Annotated in this window: 22 protein-coding genes, 2 tRNA genes and 1 pseudogene; 10 read left to right on the top strand and 15 right to left on the bottom strand. The window is 53.4% G+C overall.

The window, feature by feature from the left end; genetic code table 11:
* Positions 1–84: 84 nt before the first annotated feature.
* Positions 85–1,095 carry a L,D-transpeptidase family protein gene (locus CWM66_RS02125; RefSeq protein WP_107146194.1) on the top strand — a complete coding sequence of 337 codons (1,011 nt, stop codon included), beginning with the start codon at positions 85–87 and terminating at the stop codon, positions 1,093–1,095.
* A gap of 70 nt (positions 1,096–1,165) precedes the next feature.
* On the opposite strand, the gene CWM66_RS02120 is transcribed toward CWM66_RS02125, so the two are convergent.
* The 4 genes and pseudogenes from CWM66_RS02120 to CWM66_RS02110 form a co-directional block, all read right to left on the bottom strand.
* Positions 1,166–1,402, bottom strand: coding sequence for a major outer membrane lipoprotein (locus CWM66_RS02120; protein ID WP_007374746.1), 237 nt, complete (start codon positions 1,400–1,402; stop codon positions 1,166–1,168).
* A gap of 309 nt (positions 1,403–1,711) precedes the next feature.
* Positions 1,712–3,124 carry a pyruvate kinase PykF gene (gene pykF / locus CWM66_RS02115; RefSeq protein ID WP_007374747.1) on the bottom strand — a complete coding sequence of 471 codons (1,413 nt, stop codon included), beginning with the start codon at positions 3,122–3,124 and terminating at the stop codon, positions 1,712–1,714.
* Between the two features lie 80 nt (positions 3,125–3,204).
* A pseudogene (locus CWM66_RS29470) lies at positions 3,205–3,336 on the bottom strand (hypothetical protein); the annotation flags it as partial.
* 295 nt (positions 3,337–3,631) lie between these two features.
* On the bottom strand, positions 3,632–4,423 hold the full coding sequence (locus tag CWM66_RS02110) for an inositol monophosphatase family protein (RefSeq protein WP_007374749.1): 792 nt from the start codon (positions 4,421–4,423) through the stop codon (positions 3,632–3,634).
* Between the two features lie 172 nt (positions 4,424–4,595).
* On the opposite strand from CWM66_RS02110, the gene CWM66_RS02105 reads away from it, so the two are divergent.
* The 4 genes from CWM66_RS02105 to CWM66_RS02090 all read left to right on the top strand — a co-directional run bounded on the left by CWM66_RS02105 (position 4,596) and on the right by CWM66_RS02090 (position 8,142).
* Positions 4,596–5,363, top strand: coding sequence for a basic amino acid ABC transporter substrate-binding protein (locus tag CWM66_RS02105; protein WP_035889233.1), 768 nt, complete (start codon positions 4,596–4,598; stop codon positions 5,361–5,363).
* A gap of 69 nt (positions 5,364–5,432) precedes the next feature.
* Entirely contained in the window at positions 5,433–6,197 is a 765-nt protein-coding gene (locus tag CWM66_RS02100; RefSeq protein ID WP_007374751.1) for an amino acid ABC transporter permease, read from the top strand.
* Positions 6,184–6,906 (top strand): amino acid ABC transporter ATP-binding protein, encoded by a 723-nt coding sequence (locus CWM66_RS02095; protein WP_007374752.1) that lies wholly within the window; start codon positions 6,184–6,186, stop codon positions 6,904–6,906. The genes CWM66_RS02100 and CWM66_RS02095 overlap by 14 nt, the downstream gene beginning before the upstream one ends.
* Before the next feature lie 180 nt (positions 6,907–7,086).
* On the top strand, positions 7,087–8,142 hold the full coding sequence (locus CWM66_RS02090; protein ID WP_007374753.1) for an NAD(P)-dependent alcohol dehydrogenase: 1,056 nt from the start codon (positions 7,087–7,089) through the stop codon (positions 8,140–8,142).
* Between the two features lie 83 nt (positions 8,143–8,225).
* On the opposite strand, the gene CWM66_RS02085 is transcribed toward CWM66_RS02090, so the two are convergent.
* The 3 genes from CWM66_RS02085 to mdtK all read right to left on the bottom strand — a co-directional run bounded on the left by CWM66_RS02085 (position 8,226) and on the right by mdtK (position 9,914).
* Positions 8,226–8,302: transfer RNA gene (locus CWM66_RS02085), tRNA-Val, on the bottom strand.
* Between the two features lie 10 nt (positions 8,303–8,312).
* Positions 8,313–8,389: transfer RNA gene (locus CWM66_RS02080), tRNA-Val, on the bottom strand.
* 151 nt (positions 8,390–8,540) lie between these two features.
* A complete protein-coding gene (mdtK, locus tag CWM66_RS02075) occupies positions 8,541–9,914 on the bottom strand; it encodes an MdtK family multidrug efflux MATE transporter (protein WP_072440609.1) in 1,374 nt (457 codons plus the stop codon).
* Positions 9,915–10,226: 312 nt separating this feature from the next.
* Between mdtK and CWM66_RS02070 the strand changes: the two genes are divergently transcribed.
* Positions 10,227–10,862: a riboflavin synthase gene (locus CWM66_RS02070; protein ID WP_007374756.1), complete on the top strand. Its 636-nt coding sequence runs from the start codon at positions 10,227–10,229 to the stop codon at positions 10,860–10,862.
* A 31-nt stretch (positions 10,863–10,893) separates the two neighbouring features.
* Here the strand turns inward: CWM66_RS02070 and cfa are convergent, their stop codons facing one another.
* Together cfa and punC are read right to left on the bottom strand one after the other, a co-directional pair.
* The gene (gene cfa, locus CWM66_RS02065; protein ID WP_007374757.1) at positions 10,894–12,042 is read right to left on the bottom strand and encodes a cyclopropane fatty acyl phospholipid synthase; all 1,149 of its coding nucleotides are present in this window, start codon (positions 12,040–12,042) and stop codon (positions 10,894–10,896) included.
* Between the two features lie 297 nt (positions 12,043–12,339).
* Entirely contained in the window at positions 12,340–13,539 is a 1,200-nt protein-coding gene (punC, locus tag CWM66_RS02060; RefSeq protein ID WP_079518012.1) for a purine nucleoside transporter PunC, read from the bottom strand.
* A gap of 110 nt (positions 13,540–13,649) precedes the next feature.
* On the opposite strand from punC, the gene punR reads away from it, so the two are divergent.
* A complete protein-coding gene (gene punR / locus CWM66_RS02055) occupies positions 13,650–14,561 on the top strand; it encodes a DNA-binding transcriptional activator PunR (RefSeq protein ID WP_072438632.1) in 912 nt (303 codons plus the stop codon).
* Between the two features lie 19 nt (positions 14,562–14,580).
* Here the strand turns inward: punR and purR are convergent, their stop codons facing one another.
* Entirely contained in the window at positions 14,581–15,606 is a 1,026-nt protein-coding gene (gene purR, locus CWM66_RS02050) for an HTH-type transcriptional repressor PurR (protein WP_007374760.1), read from the bottom strand.
* Between the two features lie 299 nt (positions 15,607–15,905).
* Between purR and CWM66_RS02045 the strand changes: the two genes are divergently transcribed.
* On the top strand, positions 15,906–15,995 hold the full coding sequence (locus tag CWM66_RS02045) for a YnhF family membrane protein (RefSeq protein ID WP_090137008.1): 90 nt from the start codon (positions 15,906–15,908) through the stop codon (positions 15,993–15,995).
* Between the two features lie 164 nt (positions 15,996–16,159).
* Entirely contained in the window at positions 16,160–17,329 is a 1,170-nt protein-coding gene (locus tag CWM66_RS02040) for an MFS transporter (protein WP_107146193.1), read from the top strand.
* A 30-nt stretch (positions 17,330–17,359) separates the two neighbouring features.
* Here CWM66_RS02040 and sodB read toward each other — a convergent pair whose 3' ends face one another.
* The gene (sodB, locus tag CWM66_RS02035) at positions 17,360–17,941 is read right to left on the bottom strand and encodes a superoxide dismutase [Fe] (RefSeq protein WP_071920695.1); all 582 of its coding nucleotides are present in this window, start codon (positions 17,939–17,941) and stop codon (positions 17,360–17,362) included.
* Between the two features lie 123 nt (positions 17,942–18,064).
* Positions 18,065–18,898, bottom strand: coding sequence for a C40 family peptidase (locus CWM66_RS02030; RefSeq protein ID WP_007374764.1), 834 nt, complete (start codon positions 18,896–18,898; stop codon positions 18,065–18,067).
* A gap of 330 nt (positions 18,899–19,228) precedes the next feature.
* Between CWM66_RS02030 and CWM66_RS02025 the strand changes: the two genes are divergently transcribed.
* Positions 19,229–19,573, top strand: a complete 345-nt coding sequence (locus CWM66_RS02025; protein WP_007374765.1) for a Grx4 family monothiol glutaredoxin — start codon at positions 19,229–19,231, stop codon at positions 19,571–19,573.
* Positions 19,574–19,612: 39 nt separating this feature from the next.
* Here the strand turns inward: CWM66_RS02025 and rnt are convergent, their stop codons facing one another.
* The 3 genes from rnt to CWM66_RS02010 all read right to left on the bottom strand — a co-directional run bounded on the left by rnt (position 19,613) and on the right by CWM66_RS02010 (position 21,956).
* Entirely contained in the window at positions 19,613–20,266 is a 654-nt protein-coding gene (rnt, locus tag CWM66_RS02020; protein WP_007374766.1) for a ribonuclease T, read from the bottom strand.
* Between the two features lie 91 nt (positions 20,267–20,357).
* Entirely contained in the window at positions 20,358–20,765 is a 408-nt protein-coding gene (gloA, locus tag CWM66_RS02015) for a lactoylglutathione lyase (RefSeq protein ID WP_007374767.1), read from the bottom strand.
* Between the two features lie 96 nt (positions 20,766–20,861).
* Complete coding sequence (locus CWM66_RS02010; RefSeq protein WP_007374768.1) at positions 20,862–21,956, bottom strand: alkene reductase; 1,095 nt, start codon at positions 21,954–21,956, stop codon at positions 20,862–20,864.
* Positions 21,957–21,973: the final 17 nt, after the last annotated feature.

The following is a 21,973-nucleotide window of genomic DNA, read 5'->3' as shown; positions in this document are numbered from 1 at the left end:
AGCTTTCATTCTGTTATGCGAGGCGTTTTTCGCCTCGCTGGTTTTCAGCTTTCTGGCGTTTTGCCAGTGAATACAGGAACGACAATGAAACGCGTGTCTTTGATAACTCTCTGTCTTTTTGGCGCGATTAGCGCTCTTTCGGTGGCTCATGCGGCGGAATATACCCTGCCGGGAAACGGGAGCCGTATCATCGGTCAAAACCAGACGTACACCGTGCAGGCGGGGGATAAAAACCTGCAAACTATCGCCCGTCATTTTGATACCGCTGCAATGCTGATCATTGAAGCTAATGACACGATTGCCCCGGTGCCAAAACCGGGAACGGTGGTCACTATTCCTTCGCAAATGTTGCTCCCCGATACGCCGCGGGAAGGTATTGTGGTCAATCTTGCGGAGCTACGGCTTTATTATTTCCCGCCGGGTAAAAACAGCGTTCAGGTTTATCCCCTTGGTATTGGTCAGCAAGGGCTGGAAACGCCGGTGTCTGTGACGAAGGTTAGCCAGAAAATACCTAATCCAACCTGGACACCGACAGCGGGCATCCGCGCACGCTCACTGGCGAACGGTATTGAATTGCCGCCAGTAATCCCTGCCGGGCCCAATAACCCGCTGGGGCGCTTTGCGCTGCGTCTGGGGATAGGTCACGGCGAATATCTTATTCATGGCACCAATGCGCAGGACAGCGTCGGGCTGCGCGTCAGTTCCGGCTGTATGCGTATGAACGCGCCGGACATCGCTGCGCTGTTTGCCCAGGTCTCGGTGGGAACAAAGGTGACTATCATCAACGAACCGGTGAAGTATGCGGTTGAGCCGGACGGCAGGCACTATATCGAGGTGCATCGCCCGTTGTCGCAGACGGTGGAAGAGAATACCCAGACGCTGCCGATAACCTTCTCCCCAACGCTGGCGTCGTTTATTAGCCAGGCGGGCGGCAACAAAGTCGCGATTGATAAAGCGCTGTACCGTCGTGCGGGTTATCCGGTGACGATCCCTGCGGCAAAGCAGGCCGCAAGCCCTGAAAGCGTGCTATCGGTGCAAAACAGCACGAAAGCAGCAGCCATGAATACGGAAACGGCAGAAACGGTAACGCAGTAGGAGCAGGGAAGGGGTAAATCGCAGGCAAAAAAAATGGCGCACAATGTGCGCCATTTCATTACAGGAACTCTTACTTACGGTAAGAGTGAGCCTGGTTGTCCAGACGCTGGTTAGCGCGAGCTGCGTCATCTTTAGCAGCCTGAACGTCGGAACGGATTGCGTTCACGTCGTTGCTCAGCTGGTCAACTTTAGCGTTCAGAGTCTGAACGTCAGAAGACAGCTGATCGATTTTAGCATTGCTGGAGCAACCAGCCAGCAGAGTAGAACCCAGGATTACCGCGCCCAGTACCAGTTTAGTACGATTCATTATTAATACCCTCTAGATTGAGTTAATCTCCATGTAGCGTTACAAGTATTACACAAAGCTTTTTAGGTTGAGAATATTTTTTTGATGGGAATACCCTTAAATTTGATCGTTCGCTCAAAGAAGCACCGACTTTGAATAAATGGTTAAAAAATGTGTGTTAAAACATCGGGCTTCCATCGGATTCATCTTAGATAATGTGCTGCTTAAATAGTGAAATCCGATTTGATTTTTTATTTAAGCTGGAGACGGAAATATAAAAAAAGCGCCGCGAGGGCGCTTTTTTAAACAGTCTAAATTGTCTGGTTATTATTACAGAACGTGGACAGAGGCGGTGTTTGTAGTGCCGCTCGGAACCAGCGCGCCGGAAACCATCACTACGACGTCGCCTTTGCTGGCCAGGCCGCTCTGCAGCGCTACTTCTTTACCCAGACGGTAGAAATCGTCCGTAGAGGAGATCTCTTTCACCAGCTGTGGGACAACGCCTTTGCTCAGTACCAGTTGGCGGGCAGTGATTTCGTTAGTCGTCAGCGCCAGGATGGTCGCATCCGGGAAGTATTTACGCACTGCGCGTGCGGATTTACCACCCTGAGTCGCTACCACAATCAGCGGTGCTTCCAGTTTTTCTGCGGTTTCAACGGCGCCACGGCAAACTGCTTCGGTGATGCGCAGCTTACGGCTGTCGTTGTTGTAGTCCAGACGGCTGGTCATTACGCGATCGGTACGTTCACAGATGGTCGCCATGATACCAACGGCTTCCAGCGGGTATTTACCTTTTGCAGATTCACCGGACAGCATAACGGCATCGGTACCGTCGAGGATGGCGTTCGCTACGTCGCCTGCTTCCGCACGGGTCGGACGCGGGTTTTTGATCATCGAGTCGAGCATCTGGGTCGCAGTGATAACGACTTTACGCGCGCGGATACATTTCTCGATCATCATCTTCTGCGCGAAGATCACTTCTTCAACCGGGATTTCAACGCCCAGGTCGCCGCGAGCAACCATGATGCCGTCAGAAGCTTCGAGGATTTCGTCGAAGTTGTTCAGGCCTTCCTGGTTTTCGATTTTGGAGATGATCTGGATGTTTTCGCCGCCGTGCGCTTTCAGATGCTCACGGATTTCAACCACGTCGGAACGTTTACGGATGAAGGATGCCGCAACGAAATCAACGCCTTGCTCACAGCCAAAGATCAGGTCTTGCTTGTCTTTTTCAGCCAGCGCCGGCAGCGCGATGGAAACGCCTGGCAGGTTAACGCCTTTGTTTTCGCCCAGGTCGCCGTTGTTCAGAACCTTACAGATAACTTTGTTACCTTCGATTGCGGTAACTTCCATGCCGATCAGGCCATCGTCCACCAGAACGGTGTTGCCGACGCTCAGATCATTGGTGAAACCTTCATAGGTCACAGCAACAGTGTCGGCATTGCCGACCACGGATTTGTCAGTGGTGAAGGTGAAGGTCTGACCCGCTTTCAGGGAGACGTCATTGCCACCTTCCAGCTTGATGGTGCGGATTTCCGGGCCTTTGGTGTCCAGCAGAATTGCCGCTTTTTTACCGGTTTTGCTCAATACGTTGCGCAGGTTTTTGATGCGCTGGCCGTGTTCAGCATAGTCACCGTGAGAGAAGTTTAAACGCATGACGTTCATGCCCGCGTCCAGCATTTTCGCCAGCATCTCTTCGGATTCGGTTTTCGGACCGATGGTGCAAACAATTTTGGTCTTTTTCATGACAGTTCTGGTCTTTAAGTTTGAGTTGAGAAGGATTGGGAATTCACGCTCCGGCTGGCGCGCAATGGCCCCGGAGTCAAACCTGTGTTACGAAAAGAGCGATGCCACTGCCTAAGGATAGGTGACATCAAAAAAGCGTGCAGAGTAATGTGTGCCTGAGTTTCAGCCCAACAGGGAAAAGTATGATTTAAGTTTGGTGTTTTACAGTTCAATCAGCTGAAACCATTCAAGAGTGAATAGGTCGGCATTATACGCCAATTTTCAGCGAAAAGGAAAATGAAAACGGTGTTTCAAAAATCATCTGTGCAGTTTCACAACGAAGTGTTATCAACGTGTTAAGTTCGCCCAAAAATAAAATCCGCAGATTTACCGCCAAAATTGCACTTTTACCGCCAAATGGATAAAAGCAGGGGTAATCTGCGACCCGGATTCACAAATTTGAACGTATAAAATATCAACAAGTGAAACACGTTAAGTGTGCACGCTGTAACGTTTTAGCGATGTTATTTAGCGATTGAGGATACGTAATGCCTGTTCGTGCAAAAAAGGGCAGCCGGAAGCAAGGATATGACCGCCCGATTCCGGTCTCCCGCCGTCTAATGTTGTCACCACGCCGCCTGCCTGTTCGATAATGGGGACCAGCGCCACAATGTCATATGGTTGCAACGCATATTCCAGACACAGATCAATCTGCCCGGCAGCGAGCATGGCCATCGCGTAGCATTCACCGCCGTAGCGGATCATCAGCGTACTCGCTTCCAGCGCAGCAAAATTGATTGCCGGGAAACGCGACACGGGTTCAGGCGAGGTGGTGTGGAAAATGGCCTGCTCAAGCGCGATTCCCCGGCGCGTCTGTAGCTGCGTCGTGCCCTGCGGCCCCTGATGCCACGCCTGCTCGCCATCGGCCCAGAAACGCTCGCGGGTAAAGGGCTGGTCCATCATGCCGATACGCGAGCGGCCTTCAACCGTCAGGCCAATCAACGTTCCCCAGACTGGCAAACCGCAGAGAAAAGGGCGCGTGCCATCAACCGGGTCCAGTACCCACTGCAACGGGCCAGAACCCGTCACCCCGAACTCTTCGCCCATAATGGCGTGTTCCGGATAGCGGGCGGTGATGATGTCGCGCATTACACGCTCCGCCTCGCGATCGGCGTCGGTTACCGGGTCGAAGCGAAACCCCTCTTTGGGTTTGCTGCCGACATGCAGATTGGTTTGCGCGCGAAAACGCGGCAGTGTCTGTTGATCTGCCGCATCGGCCAGTTCATGCAAAAAAGCGCTATCAGGCACAATATGATTCATTGCGTAACTCTCCGGTGTCTTGTTTGAACGCTGAAAGTGGATTTTCCGAACCTTGAATCTCTGGTTGTAGCATAACCCAATGGCAGATTATTGATTGTATACAATAAAGATTGCATACATAGCGTCTTATATGTATTTTTATGCACATAATTTGCATAAAAAGGTGGTATGTATGTTCAGGAAGTGGATGCAGGCAGGTTGTCTTTTTGCTGCGCTGGCGAGCAGTGCGTTTGCTGCCCAGCAAACTTACGTGGTGGGCGCTGGGGGAACTTATCGTCCGTTCGAGTTTGAAAACAGCCAGAAGCAGTTAGAAGGCTTTGATATCGACATCATTAAAGCCATCGCCAAAGCCGAGGATTTTAATATCAAGCTGATCAACACGCCGTGGGAAGGGATCTTCGCCACGCTGGGCTCCGGCGATCGCGACATCATTATTTCCGGCATTACCATTACCGACAAACGTAAGCAGATGGTTGATTTTTCCGCGCCTTACTTCCCGGCGGAGCAGTCGATCGTGGTTCCGGCCAGCTCAAAAGTGACCTCTCTGGCGTCACTGAAAGATGAAAAAGTCGGCGTAGTGAACTCCAGCACCGGCGATATCGTGGTTTCAGACGTGTTGGGGAAAAACAGCACGGCGATTAAACGCTTTGATAACACGCCGCTGATGCTGCAAGAGTTATTCGAAGATGGCGTCAGCGCGGCCGTGGGCGATGTGGGCGTGGTGAAGTATTACATCAAACAGCACCCGGAAAAACAGTTCAAACTGGTACCTGACGCGAAGTTTGAACGTCAATATTTTGGTATTGCGGTGGCAAAAGGGAATACCGAATTGCAGGCGAAAATTAACAGCGGCCTGAAGAAAATTGTGGCTGACGGTACCTACGCCAAAATTTATAAAACCTGGTTTGACGACCACGTGCCTGAATTGCCCGCGCAATAACACTTCGCTTCTTTTTTATTCCGGCTACCGTGAACATTCCGGTAGCCGTCATTTTTTCAGGAATGACTTATGTCGGGATTCCGTTGGGAAATAATCCAGGAGTACGCGCCGTTATTTATGGAAGGCGCCTGGATGACCATCAAATGCACGATTATCTGCGTTATTTTAGGCACGCTTTGGGGCCTCACGCTCGGCCTTGGCCGCATGGCGCAGGCTGAACATGGGCCGTGGAAATATGTATTGCGCTATCTGGTGCAATTTCCGGTGCGTTTTTATGTCAGCGCCATTCGTGGTACGCCGCTGTTTGTGCAGATTATGGTCGTACACTTTGCGCTGGTGCCGCTGTTCATTAACCCGCGTGACGGCATTCTGGTGACCAGTGGGATCATGAGCAGCGATCTGGCGCGAGGATTGCGCTCCGACTATGGCGCGTTTCTTTCCTGTATCGTCGCTATTACGCTCAATGCCGGAGCCTACGTGTCGGAGATCTTCCGCGCGGGTATTCAGTCTGTCGATCGCGGGCAGATGGAAGCCTCCCGTGCGCTGGGTATGCCGTGGTGGAAGACGATGCGCAAAGTGATCCTGCCGCAGGCGTTCCGTCGCATTCTGCCGCCGCTGGGTAATAACGCCATTGCTATTGTTAAAGATTCATCACTGGCGTCAGCGATTGGTCTTGCGGATCTGGCCTATGCCGCCCGCACCGTTTCTGGTGCGTATGCCACCTACTGGGAACCCTATCTGACCATTTCGCTGGTCTACTGGGTGATCACCTTCCTGCTTGCGCAACTGGTTAATCGACTGGAAAAGAGGTTTGGCAAAAGTGATTCACATTAAAAATCTGCATAAACATTTTGGCGAAAGCCATGTGCTGCGCGGCATCACTTGCGATATCAAGCCGAAAGAAGTGGTGTGCGTGATTGGGCCGTCCGGCTCGGGGAAAAGTACCTTTCTGCGCTGTATGAACGGCCTGGAGTCGGTGAGCGAAGGTGTCGTTGAGGTTAACGGCTTTGCGATCCACAATCCGAAAACCGATATCAACAAGCTGCGCGAAAGCGTCGGCATGGTTTTCCAGCGTTTCAACTTGTTCCCGCATATGACAGTGCTGGACAACCTGACAATGGCGCCTGTGAACCTGAAGGGGATGAAACGCGCTGAGGCCGTTGCCCTGGCGGAGAACCTGCTGGCGAAAGTCGGGCTGAGCGATAAACGTGATGCCTGGCCGGCGAGTCTTTCCGGCGGGCAACAGCAGCGCGTGGCAATTGCCCGCGCGTTGGCGATGAATCCGGCGATTATGCTATTCGATGAGCCGACATCGGCGCTCGATCCGGAGCTGGTGGGTGATGTATTGCAGGTGATGAAAACGCTGGCGACGGAAGGGATGACGATGGTGATCGTCACTCATGAAATGGGCTTTGCCCGCGAAGTGGCGGACCGGGTGATATTCATCGACCAGGGCGTGATCCAGGAAGAGGGGCCGCCGCAGAAGATTTTCACCGCGCCCACCAATCCCCGGACCGCCGCGTTCCTCAGTAAAGTTCTTTAACATCAAGCTCTCTGCGGAGGGCTTTTTGTTTTCCGATGACAGAAAGTGCAAAGCGTGCGATCGGACGGCGGTGGATACTGCAACGCGCCATACTTGAACGACGGTGTGGGAGCAACAACAGGATCACAATCGGGTGTTATCACCTTTGTATCAAGCCTGAAGAATAAACGGAGAACAACCATGACGATGAAAGTCCTCGGCTATGCCGCACAGTCAAATAAAGCCCCGCTGGCGCCTTTCCATTTTGAGCGTCGCGACCCACGGGCAGATGATGTGGTGATTGATATTCTTTATTGCGGCGTTTGCCATTCCGATCTTCACCAGGCCCGTAACGACTGGGGGTTCAGCCAGTATCCCATCGTGCCGGGTCACGAAATTATTGGTCGCGTTGTGTCTGCGGGGGCGGGTGTCAGTAAATTCAAACCCGGCGATTTAGTCGGCATCGGCTGCATGGTCGATTCCTGTCGTGAATGTAACCCCTGCAAACAGGGGCTGGAACAGTATTGCGAAGAGGGGAACGTCCAGACCTATAACGGTATTGACCGGCACGATCACCGTCCTACATTCGGTGGTTATTCACAATCGATCGTCTGCTCGCAAGATTTTGTGTTGCGCATCCCGGAGAACCTCGATGCGCAAGCTGTCGCACCGCTGCTGTGCGCCGGGATCACCACCTGGTCACCGCTGCGCCGCTGGGGCGTGAAAAAAGGCAGTAAAGTCGCGGTGATCGGCCTTGGCGGGCTGGGGCATATGGCGCTGAAACTGGCGCATGCGCTGGGTGCGGAAGTGACGCTATTTACCCGTTCACCGGGCAAAGAGGCGGATGCCCGTCGTCTGGGGGCGCACCATGTGGTGCTCTCTACAGACGCGAAACAGATGGAAGCGGTACACGGGGAGTTTGAGCTGATCATCGATACCGTGCCTTACACCCACGATATCAATGCCTATCTGTCAACGCTGACGCTGGATGGCACGCTGGTATTTGTTGGGCTGCTGGGCGAACTCGAACCGACCATTAACACCATCCCGCTGCTGATTGGTCGCCGTTCGGTTTCCGGCTCCGCGATTGGTGGTATTGCCGAAACTCAGGAAATGCTCGATTTCTGCGGTGAACATAACATTACGGCGGATTCTGAGCTGATTCGGATGGATGAGATCAATGACGCCTTTGAGCGCCTGCTGAAAAGCGACGTGAAGTACCGTTTTGTTATCGATATGAAAACGCTGAGTGCGTAAACGTAAAACACCGGCAGGCCGCATTTGCGGTCTGCTGCGTAACGCAGCGATAAAACAAGAGAAGTAAAAAGGAAACTTAAGAATGGTGCGTCCGAATGGACTCGAACCATCGACCCCCACCATGTCAAGGTGGTGCTCTAACCAACTGAGCTACGGACGCACTGAGAGAATGGTGCGTTCAATTGGACTCGAACCAACGACCCCCACCATGTCAAGGTGGTGCTCTAACCAACTGAGCTATGAACGCAGTGTTGTGGCTGACAACGGGGACGAATATTAGCGGCAGCCCGGAGATGTGGCAAGGGGAAAATGGCAAATTTCTTCCTGAATTCACGCGATTGCGGAACAACTAACCAAAACGCCGGGAAAGTAGCCGCCATCCGGCGGCTACTGACCTGTTAATGCGCAGCGCGTTGCAAAATCCGTGCGGAAGGCTGGCGTTGCAGGAAGCGCATCCGCAGCATCATCAAAATTGCCGCAGAAGTCAGGCCGATGATAAAGCCCATCCAGAAACCGGCCGGTCCCATTCTTGGCACCACTAAATCAGTCAGCGCCAGGATATAGCCGGAAGGAAGCCCCAGCACCCAGTAGGCGGTAAACGTGATAAAGAAGATGGAGCGCGTATCCTTATAGCCGCGTAGCACGCCGCTGCCAATGACCTGGATCGAATCAGAAATCTGATAAATCGCCGCCAGCAACATCAGGTGTGATGCCAGCGCCACGACTTGCGGATTATCGTTATAGAGCAGGGCAATCTGCTCGCGCAGCAGCACGGTGAAAATCGCCGTGACCACCGCCATGCAGACGCCAACCATCAGCCCGGTGCGCGCTGCAATTTGCGCATCAAGGGTTGATCCCTGCCCCAGGCGGAAACCGACGCGAATGGTTACTGCCGCGCCAAGCGACATCGGCAGCACGAACATCAGCGAACTAAAGTTGAGGGCGATCTGGTGCCCGGCGACATCGACAATACCCAGCGGCGACACCAGCAGTGCAACCACCGCAAACAGCGTGACTTCAAAAAACAACGCCAGCGCAATCGGCAGGCCGAGTTGCGTCAGACGTTTTAGTACGTCCATATCTGGTTTCGCAAAACGCTGGTTCTGCTGAATATCGCGCATGACGCGGGCTCGTTTCACCCAGATGCGCATACAGATAAACATCACCCAGTACACCGAGGCGGTGGCCACGCCGCAACCGATGCCGCCCAGTTCTGGCATACCAAAATGGCCGTAGATAAAGATGTAATTCACCGGGATATTGACCAGCAGGCCGAGAAAACCCATCACCATGCCGGGTTTGGTGCGGGCAAGGCCTTCGCACTGGTTACGCAGCACCTGGAAGAAGAGATAACCGGGCACGCCCCACAGTAGCGCGCGCAGGTAACCCACGGCTTTGTTGGCTAACTCCGGGTCGATGTTGTGCATCGCGCGAATGATATGGCCGGCATTCCACAGCACCACCATCACCAGAATGGAGACGGTGCCTGCCAGCCAGAACCCCTGACCGATTTGATGTGCGATGCGATCGCGGCGCCCTGAACCGTTAAGTTGCGCAATCACCGGCGTTAGCGCCAGCAGCAGGCCGTGTCCAAACAGGATCGCTGGCAGCCAGATTGAGGTACCAATGGCGACGGCAGCCATGTCCGTGGCGCTGTAGCCACCCGCCATCACCGTATCAACGAAGCCCATAGAGGTCTGGGCCACCTGCGCGAAAATAACCGGCACCGCAAGGGCCAGTAACTGACGCGCTTCTGCTACATACTTCTGCACGTGAACACCTTTATATTGTTGTTATAAGAAAGAATGGAACGACTTATCAGGAAGGAGTTTTCCTTGTGCTAACAAGAATGCCGCAGTGTGAAAGATGCGGCATGCGCATAAATATTACCTGCTACAGCCTCTTTTTTCCATGTTGACCATAAAGCAAAATTATTACCGCGCCTGGAGCGGGGCGCTTATCTTATCACCGGCCTGGCGGGAAAAGCAGCGGCGGGGTGAATGAGACTGGCATGGGCTATTTTCACCTGTTATTGTGCGTAAAGAACACGGCTGAGCCGTAGGAATGGAACAGGAGTGGTAAGTATGTTTACGGGTATTGTACAGGGTACGGCAAAACTGGTTTCGATTGAGGATAAACCGAATTTCCGCACCCACGTTGTTGAGCTTCCTGAAACGATGCTGGAGGGAATTGAGACCGGTGCATCCATTGCTAACAATGGTTGCTGTCTGACCGTGACGGCCATTAATGGCAGCCATATTAGTTTCGATTTGATGAAAGAGACGCTGCGTATTACCAATCTCGGTGAGCTAAATATTGGTGATAGGGTAAACGTTGAGCGCGCAGCAAAATTCAGCGATGAGATTGGCGGCCATTTAATGTCCGGCCATATTATGACGACCGCTGAAATCGTTAAAATTCTCACCTCCGAGAATAACCGCCAGATCTGGTTTAAAGTGCAGGATCCGGCCTTGATGAAATATATCCTCTATAAAGGATTTATCGGTATAGACGGTATTAGTCTGACGGTCGGTGAGGTGACAAACAGCCGTTTCTGTGTGCATCTGATTCCGGAAACGCTGCAACGCACCACCCTTGGTGAGAAAAAGCTGGGCCACCGCGTCAATATTGAGATCGATCCGCAAACGCAGGCCGTGGTCGATACCGTTGAGCGTGTGCTGGCGGCAAAAGAAGCCGCTGTCATCAGCGGCGAAGAGTAAAGAAAACCCCGGCTTGCCGGGGTTTTTTGTTTTAGCGCGGAACGCGCAGGCCGTGTTCGATACCGCGGCTGAAGACGACCTGCCACAGTTGAATATCACGTGCACGGAAAGCGCCTGCGCAGGCGTTCAGATAGTAGCTGAACATCCGTTTGAAGCGTTCAGAGTAGTTGTCGGCAATTTCCGGCCAGGCGGCAAGAAAACGTTCGTACCATGCCATCAACGTGCGATCGTAATCGGCGCCGAAGTTGTGCCAGTCTTCCATCACGAAATGTGATTCACTGGCGTTGGCAATCTGGCGTACGGAAGGCAGGCAACCGTTCGGGAAGATGTAGCGGTTGATCCAGGGGTCAACATTGAGGTCGGTGCGTTTTGAACCGATAGTGTGCAGTAGGAAAATTCCGTCCGGTTTAAGGTTGCGATCCACCACGCTGAAATAGGTCGCGTAATTTTTCGGCCCCACGTGTTCAAACATCCCGACGGAGACAATGCGGTCAAACTGCTCATTCAGATCGCGATAATCCTGCAGGCGAATATCGACATCCAGCCCTTCACAACGCTGTTGCGCCATTTTTTGCTGTTCCGCCGAGATTGTTACGCCGACCACGCTGACGCCGTAATTCTGTGCCATAAATTGTGCCAGCCCGCCCCAGCCGCAGCCGATATCCAGCACGCGCATACCGGGTTTCAGCTTCAGTTTTTCACCAATAAGCTTTAATTTCGCCCGTTGTGCGTCGTCGAGATTTTCTGCGTCTTTCCAGTAGGCGCAAGAGTATTGCATCTGCGGATCCAGCATGCGGGTAAACAGATCATTACCAAGGTCGTAATGCTCTTTACCGACAATCCAGGCCCGTTTTTTACTTTGCAGATTAAATAATCTTGCTCCGGCAATGCGGAGTGTGTCTTTGAAATGGTGCGGAAGCTGTTTTTCCAGTCCGGCACGCAGCACTTTGGTGAAGAAGATATCCAGACGATCACATTCCCACCAACCGTCCATATAACTTTCACCTAGCCCGAGCGAACCTTCCTGTAAAACGCGTTTAAAAAAATCCGGGTTTTTCACCTGGATATCTGAAGCAGCGGGACCGTTAACGCGGATACCTGCGCGGCTCAGTAACTCGTTTGCTATACGGAACCAATTATCATCCCGTACGCCAACTTCTTCTATACACGATGAACTCATAACTTCTCCATCACTCGTAGTGATCTGAACCTTCAAACAGCGTAGTCGCTTTTTCGGGCTTGTGAGAAATCTCACGGTTTTCGCCGTGAGGCTGATATCCGACGTAGAACAGAGGAAGGGAGATGACCCTTGCCGAAAGGCCGTCCCTGGAATGGCGGGCACAATCCGGTGCCCGTTACTACATAATATTTATCGTATTTATTAAAAACCGAAAATCAGTATAGGCCTCAATATCTGGTGATTCAACTTAAAGCTGTTAGCAAGCTAATCACTTCCTTGTTGATAGTCGTTAACAAATCATCCGTGCGAAGAGGAGGGGACAGCCTCATCTTTTACCGTTTCAGTATTACGCTGGTGTTGCTGGCGATAGCCAAACGCGGCCAGCAGCACCATCGCCACCATTACAGTGGTGGTGGTAAACAGCGGTGTGGCAATCAGCCCTGATACCACCAGGCTTGCCAGGAAACACAACCCGAGTTGCAACGTATTTTGCAGCGCGGCTGCGCGGCCAGTCGCCTGGGGAAACGGGCGTAACGCCTGTGCTACCACAACAGGATAGATGGCGCCGTTGGCCATTGCCATAAAACAGAACGGGATCAGCAGTGCGGTCAGTGATGTCTGCGGCAGCAAACCCACAATCCAGGTGGCAATCACGCTTAATCCAAAGGCGCTCAGCAGCCACGGAAGCAGGCGCGAACCCTGCCATTTTTGCAAGGCAGCGCGGCAACCATAACCGCCAATCAGGAAGGCAATGGTCTGCGGTACGTAACTCAGACCAATTACTGACGGACCATAACCCATTTCGTGCAAAATGAACGGCGAACCGGTCAGCCAGGCAAAAAAACTGGCCGAGCAGGCAGCGTAGATGATGACATTGCCGCGATATGCTTTATTGCGCAGCAGATCGTAAAAGGTCAGTGGCTGTTCATGCAGCGCAGCAGGCTGGGCGGGCGCTTTCAACCGCCAGGCAGGCACCATCAGCACCAGAGTTATTGCCAGCAGAGTGGCAAAAATCGCCTGCCAGGAGAAGTGCGCCAGCATCCAGGCACCCAGCAGGGGGGCCAGCGCAGGCGTCAGGCCCACCAGCGGCATAATGGTCGCGAAGATACGGTTAACGCGGTGTGCCGGATAGTGGTCAGTGACCAGCGCCTGCCAGCTAACCGTAGCGGCGCAAACGCCGATTGCCTGTACGAAACGCAGCACCAGTAACAGGCTGGCGTCCCGTACCCACAATGTTCCCAGACAGCCAAGTGCGAAAATAGTCAGCCCGCTCAACAAAATAGGTCTGCGGCCATAGCGATCCGACAAGGGGCCCCATACCAGTTGTGCGACAGCAAAGCCTGCCAGAAACAAACTCAGCGTGGCGCTGACGATGGCCGGGGAGGTTTGCAAATCTTGTTGTATCGCGCTAAACGCGGGCAGGTACATATCGGTGGCTAAAAAGCCCAGCACGCTTAATCCCGCGAGCCAGACTAAAAATCCTTTTCCAGGTTGCATTTGAGTTCTCATCTTGTTGTTTCTTCAGGGCTGTCGAGTGTAAGGAGTGCTTTCCTGCTTGTGAAACGCTAATATTTGCGCAGTGGTTTCAAAATTTTTGCAGGCAGATTATGTGGTCAGAATATTCACTCGAAGTGGTTGATGCTGTTGCGCGCAACGGCAGTTTCAGCGGTGCCGCCCAGGAGTTGCACCGCGTACCTTCAGCGGTGAGCTATACGGTGCGCCAACTCGAAGAGTGGCTGGCGGTTCCGTTATTTGAACGCCGTCATCGGGATGTGGAGTTAACGCCCGCCGGAAGCTGGTTTTTAAAAGAGGGGCGATCTGTTATCAAAAAAATGCAGATCACCCGCCAGCAGTGCCAACAGATCGCCAACGGCTGGCGCGGCCAACTGGCGATTGCCGTGGATAACATTGTGAAACCGGCACGAACACGGCAACTGATCGTCGATTTCTACCGACATTTTAACGATGTCGAGTTACAGGTTTACCAGGAGGTGTTCAACGGTGTCTGGGATGCGCTGGCAGATGGCCGCGTTGAGGTGGCGATTGGCGCGACCCAGGCGATCCCGGTCGGTGGACGGTACGCGTTTCGTGATATGGGCATGCTGAGCTGGAAATGCGTGGTCTCCAGCCGCCATCCGCTGGCATCAATGCCCGGCCCGCTAAGCGATGAAACGTTGCGCAACTGGCCTTCGTTGATCCAGGAAGATACGTCGCGCTCGTTGCCAAAACGTATTACCTGGCTGCTGGATAACCAGAAGCGGGTAATCGTGCCGGACTGGTCCACTTCAGAAGCCTGCCTTTCTGCCGGGCTGTGCGTAGGGATGGTGCCCGCGCATTTCGCGCGTCCGCGGCTGGACAGCGGCGACTGGGTTGCGCTGGAACTGGAGAACCCGTTTCCTGATGCGGCCTGCTGCCTGACATGGCAACAAAATGACGCATCACCGGCGTTGAACTGGCTGCTGGAGTATCTGGGGGACAGTGAGACACTGAACAGCGAATGGTTGCGGGAGCCGGAGTAGCGGCCCCCGCAGGGTGTGATTAACGGCGGTAGTCGCGGAACGGACCATCCGCCACCGAACGACGCTCGATCAGACGCGGATGGACTTCAATGGACTGCGACTCTTCGCGTTTGTTGACGATACGATCGAGCAACATGGTAAATGCCGTTTCGCCCAGCGAATCTTTCGGCTGATGGATGGTGGTCAGTGCGGGCGTAAAGTAGCGGGAATTGCGCACATTGTCATAGCCGATCAGCGAAATATCCTGGGGAACGCGCAGCCCCATCTCATCCGCCGCGCAGAGCGCACCCATCGCCATAATATCGCCGCCGCAGAACACGGCAGTAGGGCGGTGGGACTGGTTGAGGATTTGCTGCATCGCCCGGTAACCCGATTCCGGTTCAAAGTCGCCCTGCACGATCCAGTTTTCCGGTACGGTAATGATCGCCTCTTCCATCGCTTTCATAAAACCGGCGAGGCGGCCTGCGCCGGTGTTGCGCTCCAGCGGGCCTGGAATGACGCCGATATCGCGATGTCCGCGCTCAATCAGATAGCGGCCAGCCATATAGCCGCCTTCAAAAGCATTATCAATGACCGAATCGGTAAAATCGGCTTTCGCCTCGCCCCAGTCCATCACCACCATTGGGATATTACGGTACTCTTCCAGCATGCTCAGCAGCGACTCCGGGTATTCGGAGCACATCACCAGCAGGCCATCGACACGTTTTTGCGCCATCATCGACAGGTAGGCGCGCTGTTTCTCAAGGCTGTTCCAGGCGTTGCCGAGGATCAAGGTGTAGCCTTTCTGGAAGCATTTTTTCTCTACGGCTTCGATGATCTCGGCAAAATAGGCGGCTTCGCTGCTGGTGGCCAGTAAACCGATCGATTTGGTGTGATTGACCTTCAGGCTACGTGCCACAGCGCTGGGGGAGTAATGTAACTCTTTAATCGCCGCCCATACGGCATTGCGAGTCTCTTCAGCGACGAAGCGCGTTTTGTTAATTACATGTGATACGGTTGTAGTGGAAACGTTTGCTCGTTTCGCGACGTCTTTAATCGTTGCCATCAGAAATCACTCCAGACCATATCATAAGCTCCTGATAATACTTAAGGTAAACGTTTGCCTTCCATCACCCTGAACCCCAGCAAAGTGAGTGCGGTACGCCGGGAAAAAGACACTAAACGTCAGGAGGGGAGTCAATGGCCGGTACGCTAATAAATTTAGCGTCGAATTTTGTCTTATCTTGAGCAAAAGGGGAAGCGCTAAAACATATCTCCTCCTAATTCCTGCAAGATTTTTATGATTATTTGTGCAAAAATGCGCAAACTCACTTTTTGTGGGGAAATGAAAATGGAGAAAAATTGATGAGCACCGATCTGAAGTATTCTTTGGTCACTACCGTCATTGTTCTGAGCCTGATTGTTTTCGGTGGGCTGACCGCCGCGCTGCATTGATCTGGCACGAGGGAGAGCCTTCTCCCTCGGCTTTCCCCGCCATTGTTATCACTTCTGCAATAATCTTTTGTCATTCTGCTAACTTCTGTTTTTTGTGATTGCTGTCATACTTTTGACTTCTGCGACAGTGTCTCCAACCGACACGGCTTTTTCGGAGTCAAACGATGAAAGTAAATTTCCCTCTGCTTGCCCTGGCGATTGGCGCCTTTGGGATAGGTACAACGGAGTTCTCCCCGATGGGATTGCTGCCCGTTATTGCCCGTGGCGTCGATGTTTCCATTCCGGCGGCGGGGATGTTGATTAGCGCTTATGCGATTGGCGTGATGGTGGGGGCGCCGCTGATGACGCTGCTGCTGTCGCACCGTGGCAGACGTAACGCGCTGATCTTCCTGATGGCGATCTTTACGCTGGGTAATGTGCTGTCGGCAATCGCGCCGGACTACACCACCTTAATGCTGGCGCGCATCGTTACCAGCCTCAACCACGGCGCCTTCTTTGGTCTGGGATCGGTTGTTGCCGCAAGCGTGGTGGCAAAAGAGAAACAAGCCAGCGCCGTCGCCACCATGTTTATGGGGCTGACTATCGCCAATATTGGCGGTGTGCCTGCTGCAACCTGGCTGGGTGAAACCATCGGCTGGCGCATGTCGTTTATGGCGACCGCCGTGCTGGGTCTGGTTGCCATGCTGAGCCTCTACTTTTCACTGCCTGGCGGCGGAACGAGCGAACGTCCGGATGTACGCAAAGAGTTGTCCGTGCTGGTTCGTCCACAGGTGCTGTCGGCACTGCTGACGACGGTGCTCGGCGCGGGCGCGATGTTCACGCTTTATACCTATATTTCGCCGGTGCTGCGCACCATTACTGATGCTACGCCGGTGTTTGTTACCGGGATGTTGGTGCTGATTGGCGTCGGTTTCTCGATTGGCAACTACCTTGGCGGCAAACTGGCGGATCGTTCGGTAACCGGTACGCTGAAAGGTTTTCTTATCCTGCTGATTGCCATCATGCTGGCTATTCCGTTCCTGGCCCGCAGCGAAGTAGGCGCGGCTATCAGTATGGTGGTCTGGGGCGCAGCGACCTTTGCTGTGGTTCCGCCGCTGCAAATGCGTGTAATGCGCGTCGCACATGAAGCGCCAGGACTCTCTTCTTCAGTGAACATTGGTGCCTTTAACCTCGGTAACGCACTCGGTGCGGCTGCGGGCGGCGCGGTGATCTCCGGCGGCCTGGGATATGATTTTGTCCCGGTGATGGGGGCGATTATTGCGGGGCTTGGGCTGATGGTGGTGCTGTTTTCCGGGCGCTCCCGGCCGGAACGAGCCTGTGCGGCAGTCGAGTAAAAAGAGGAGGGGCAATGCCCCTCCTTTGTTTTATGCGGCGAAATTCTTCGCCACGAAGGCCCAGTTGACCAGCGCCCAGAAGTGTTCAAGGTAGTTCGGACGGGCGTTGCGGTAGTCAATGTAATAAGCATGTTCCCAGACATCGACAGTCAGCAGCGGTGTCGCATCCGTCGTCAGCGGGGTTCCCGCATTGGACGTTGAGACAATCGCCAACCCGCCATCCGCTTTTTTCACCAGCCATGTCCAGCCTGAACCAAAGTTCTTCACTGCGGCATCGGTAAACTGCGCTTTGAACTCCGCAAAGCTGCCAAAGGCTTTAGCAATCGCAGCGGCCAGTTCGCCAGTCGGCTCACCACCAGCGTGCGGCGCGAGGCAATTCCAGTAAAAGGTGTGGTTCCAGACTTGAGCGGCGTTATTGAACACGCCACCTTCGCTGTGCTTAACGATCTCTTCCAGCGTTTTGCCTTCGAAGGCGGTGCCTTTGATCAGGTTGTTGAGGTTAGTGACATAAGTCTGATGGTGCTTACCATAGTGATACTCCAGCGTTTCGGCTGAGATATGCGGCATCAGGGCGTCTTTTGCATACGGTAATGCAGGTAATTCGAACGACATTGCTACTCTCCTTCATTATTTTAATACACCCAATAACCCTATTGAGTGTGAGGCTTAGAGTAACAAATCGCGGGGACGGGAAAAAGAGAACATCGCCTGTCGCAATGACGACAGGCGATGGGATCAACGAATGGTTTTCGGCGTAACGACGCGGCGAGCGCCGACGTAATGGCGCTGCCAGTAGTCTTCGCTCAGGGAAGTGACCTGAATATCCTGGCCGCTGCGCGGAGACTGGATAAACTTGCCGTTGCCAACATACACGCCAACGTGATCGGCGGTACCGCGACCCTGCGTGCGAAAGAATACCAGGTCGCCGCTTTCCAGTTCCGCCACATTCACCGGCGACGCATCACGCAGGTGATACATTTCGTTGGCGGTGCGCGGAATGCGGAATTTCACCAAATCCTTATAGGCGTAATAGACCAGACCACTACAATCAAAACCGGTACTCGGCGAGGTGCCACCCCAGCGGTAAGGTTTACCAATCTGGTTCATTAGTTTCGACATCGCCGTTTTCTGGGCTTTCTGGATACGTACTTTATGTGCCTCAGCAATGGTCGTGGTTTTTTTGACTTTGACACAATGAGGCTTGCGGCCTTTGCGCGGCGTACTGCATTTTTCCGTCCAGGCGACTTCTGTAGTTTTTAACTGGCTGGTTTTGTTACGACGCGAGGTAATCTGACTGGCTTTGCTGCTGGTGGAAACTTTTTTCTTAGCCGGTGACTTCTTGTGTTCCGCTGTTTTTTTACTGGTGGTTTTTTCTGCCGTACTGCGACTGCTTTTCTTTGATGTTTTTTGTGATGTGGTTTTTTTCTTACGTTCGGATGCTTTCGCCAGATGCGATTTTTGCACGGCCGATGCTCGCGCCTGTTCAGAGGCGTTAGCCAATGGCGTGAAAGAAAGCGTGGTGAACAACAAAGCACAGAGCGTGATCGAAGCTTTTGGTATCCGCGCCACTGAGCAATCCCCTGTTATGGCAAGCATATAATATGCCTGCGTATGGTTTTTCAAAACCCGTCGATTCTAATCCATAAAAAGCACAAAAGTTAATACTGTTTTTGCATCTATAACTTCGTTTCGTTAGCAAGCGCAAAAAAAAGCAGCAAAACGTTTCTATGACGATTAAGAGTTGAGCAGGACAAGTTGGGTTAAGTCATATTTTTAAGGCAACTTTACGTGACAGACGATAAAATAATGAACGGTGAATAAAATGTTATTTTCCGTTGCTTGTCTGAACCGTTACAATGTCAGATCTCAGCCGTAGAAGAAGTTGAAGGAAGTAAGACAATGAGCACAACCCTTGAGAAAATCCAGCGTCAAATCGCTGAAAACCCGATTCTGCTGTATATGAAAGGCTCCCCGAAGCTGCCGAGCTGCGGCTTCTCCGCCCAGGCTGTGCAGGCGCTGTCTGCTTGTGGCGAGCGTTTCGCGTATGTCGATATCCTGCAAAACCCGGACATCCGCGCAGAACTGCCAAAATACGCTAACTGGCCAACCTTCCCGCAGCTGTGGGTTGAAGGCGAACTGGTCGGCGGCTGCGATATCATCATTGAGATGTATCAGCGCGGCGAACTGCAATCGCTGATTAAAGAAGCGGCGGCAAACCATAAAGACGAGCCGGCTGCGGAATAAGTTTCCGCCAATAAAAAAGCGACCCTGCGGTCGCTTTTTTTATGCCTGTGAATCATCGGCGAGCGGCAATGGCCATCCACCCAGACGCTTCCAGCGGTTCACGATTTCGCAAAACAGCAGGGCGGTTTGTTCCGTATCGTACAGCGCCGAATGCGCCTGCGAGGCGTCAAAGGCAATACCCGCGGCGGCGCAGGCTTTTGACAGCACAGTTTGCCCCAGCGCCAGCCCGCTCAGTGATGCGGTATCAAAGGTGACAAACGGGTGGAAAGGATTGCGCTTCAGCGACGCGCGTTCGGCGGCGGCCATCATAAAGCTGTGATCGAAGGTGGCATTATGCGCCACCATAATAGCGCGATTGCAGTTTTGATCTTTAATGCCTTTGCGCACCATTTTGAAAATGGCATGCAGCGCATCATGTTCGCTTACCGCGCCGCGCAGTGGATTCGAGGGATCAATACCGTTAAAGGCCAGCGCTTCCGGTTGCAGATTTGCGCCTTCGAAAGGCTCAACGTGGAAATGCAGGGTGCTGTCAGGCATCAGCCAGCCTTGTTCATCCATTTTCAGCGTAATGGCGGCGACTTCCAGCAGTGCGTCGGTTTTGGCGTTAAAGCCGGCAGTTTCAACATCAATCACGACAGGATAAAAACCGCGAAAACGGTCGCACAGGCCAGTAAGTTGAGCGTTATCGGACATCAGGATCTCTTGATACGGGAAAATGGCAGCGCATTATGGCAAATTTTGCGAAGGGATGTAAAACAGCGGGCGCAAAGTGCGCCCGAAGGGATCAATTACCCAGGCCGTGACCGGCGTGCTTCTCTTCGATCAGTTCGATTTTGTAACCGTCCGGATCTTCAACAAAGGCGATAACGGTGGTACCGCCTTTAACCGGACCCGCTTCGCGGGTTACGTTACCGCCGTTTTTGCGGATCGCTTCGCAGGACTCTGCGGCATTTTCCACGCTCAGCGCGATGTGACCGTAGGCGGTGCCCAGCTCATAGCTCTCGACGCCCCAGTTGTAAGTCAGCTCGATGACCGCTTCTTCGGTTTCCGGGCCGTAACCCACAAAGGCCAGCGAGTATTTATATTCCGGATTTTCGCTGGTACGCAGCAGCTTCATGCCCAGCACTTTGGTATAGAAGTCGATGGAGCGTTGCAGGTTGCCAACACGAAGCATGGTGTGAAGTAAGCGCATGATGTCCTCTTTTATAAATGAATTAACGTTCCAGTTAGAAACATCGTTTTAGTATAGCGGCGTAAACCCGCCGCTATCAAATGAACAATCCGAGGATCACAGAGACGGGTAATCGGTATAGCCTTCTGCGCCGCCGCCGTAGAAGCTTTCCGGGCGCTGCGGGTTCAGCTCCGCTTTCAGTTGCAGACGTTTCACCAGGTCCGGGTTGGCGATATAAGCGCGACCAAAGGCTACGGCATCGATCAAACCTTTTTCGATCAGTGCTTCTGCTTTCTCGACTGTGTAAGCGCCAGCGCCGATGATCGGGCCGTGGAAGCGCGCACGCACTTTTTCACGGAACGCATCAGTGTATGGCTTGCCGCCCGCCCAGTCCGGTTCGGACATATGCAAGTAAGCAATCCCACGTTTACCCAGTTCTTCAATCAGATACAGCGCATCCGCTTCTTCGTTCGGGCCATTATCCACATTCTGGAATGTGCCAATCGGCGAAACGCGGATCCCGATGCGATCGGCTCCCCACTCTTTGCTCACGGCATCAACCACTTCCAGCACCAGACGGGCGCGGTTTTCCACGCTACCGCCGTACTGATCGGTACGATGGTTAGAAGATGGCGACAGGAATTGATGCAGCAGGTAGCCGTGGGCAGAGTGCAGTTCGACCAGGTCAAAACCCGCTTCACGTGCATTCGCAACGGCCTGGCGGAAATCGTTAACGATACCCGGAATTTCGGCGGTCTCCAGTGCGCGCGGCATAGAGGTATCTTCGCGGGTAGCGTTACCATTAGCATCACGCAGCGAAGTGCGGGTGCCCGCGCTGATAGCCGAAGGCGCGACAGGCGCTGCGCCGCCCGGTTGCAGGCTGTTGTGTGAGATGCGACCGGTGTGCCACAGTTGAACCGCAATACGGCCGTTTTCACGGTGTACGGCATCGGTAATTTTCTGCCACGCAGCGATTTGTTCGGCGCTGTGCAGGCCCGGCGCGCCTGCGTAACCTTTCGCCTGCGCGGAGATTTGCGTGGCTTCGCTGATGATCAGGCCAGAACTGGCGCGTTGACGGTAATATTCCGCCATCAGCGGCGTCGGGATATCGCCCGGCTCAATGCTGCGCAGACGCGTCAGTGGAGCCATAAAAACACGGTTTGGAACGGTAATTGCGCCCACTTTCAGCGGCGTGAATAATTTACTGGACATAACAACTCCTGAATAGA

This window comes from Kosakonia sp. H7A, from assembly GCF_003028445.1.
GTDB lineage: Bacteria > Pseudomonadota > Gammaproteobacteria > Enterobacterales > Enterobacteriaceae > Kosakonia > Kosakonia radicincitans.
This window is presented reverse-complemented; position numbering and strand designations above follow the sequence as displayed.